General features: G+C 36.2%; 2 protein-coding genes. Both read right to left on the reverse strand.

What is annotated here, in order from left to right; all coding sequences use genetic code 11:
• Positions 1 to 97 precede the first annotated feature (97 nt).
• Positions 98 to 394 (reverse strand): hypothetical protein, encoded by a 297-nt coding sequence (locus tag ACYQ4S_RS12010; protein WP_459771385.1) that lies wholly within the window; start codon positions 392 to 394, stop codon positions 98 to 100.
• Between the two features lie 46 nt (positions 395 to 440).
• On the reverse strand, positions 441 to 837 hold a 397-nt coding region (locus ACYQ4S_RS12015), incomplete at its 5' end, for an RNA-guided endonuclease InsQ/TnpB family protein (protein ID WP_459771387.1).

Here is an 837-nt window from a genome sequence, read left to right on the forward strand (position 1 = left end):
TTCTAGACCATCAAACCAAAACCTGTTTGACGAGATAAATCCAATAGTGCTGTAAAAACCAATCAATTGTATGCTCATTTAAGAGCTATTCCCCCAATTATTCCTTGGAGTTTCCTAGTTCACTCAACACTGGCATACGATCCGTTTCTCTATACAATTTCAGCTTCGATTCACCTTTGTACCTGAAGTTGCTGAATATATCGAACCAGTTGCCTTCCGGGAAATAAATCAGGTCACTACCGTATAAGGTTTCATTATCTTTTTTTGTAGTGATAGGCAGAACCAGGAGCTCACTGCCAAAGAAATACTCATTATTTACATCATACGCCTGTTTTTCCATAGGGAAGTGATAATGAACTACATCGGCACTAAAGTACCGAGTTTCTAGGAACACTCAGAACTTGATATTTGCTATTTCAAACAAATATCAGCGGTTTAAGCTATTGACTAAGGCTCATCCCAAGCCCAATATTTTTTATATTTTTACTTGCATTAATGTCTCTGTCATGGTGAGTATTACATTCAGGACAGGTGAAACTTCTAATGTTTAGGGGTTTTTTGCCTGTTTCAGAACCACACGAAGAGCAAATCTGTGATGTTTTATAAGGGTTCACAGCAATAAAGTCTTTTCCATAAGCCAGACATTTGTATTCCAACAGGTTTCTAAACATTCTCCATGATTGAGAGGCGATACTTTGAGTTAGTTTGCTATTCTTCATCATATTAGATGTTCGCAAATCTTCAATACAAATAACATCATACGTCTCTACTAATTCAGTTGTTATTTTGTGAAGATAATCTTTGCGTGTATCCTTAATTTTCTGATTCAGTTTAGCT

The sequence above is a fragment of the Alkalibacterium sp. s-m-28 genome, assembly GCF_054658175.1.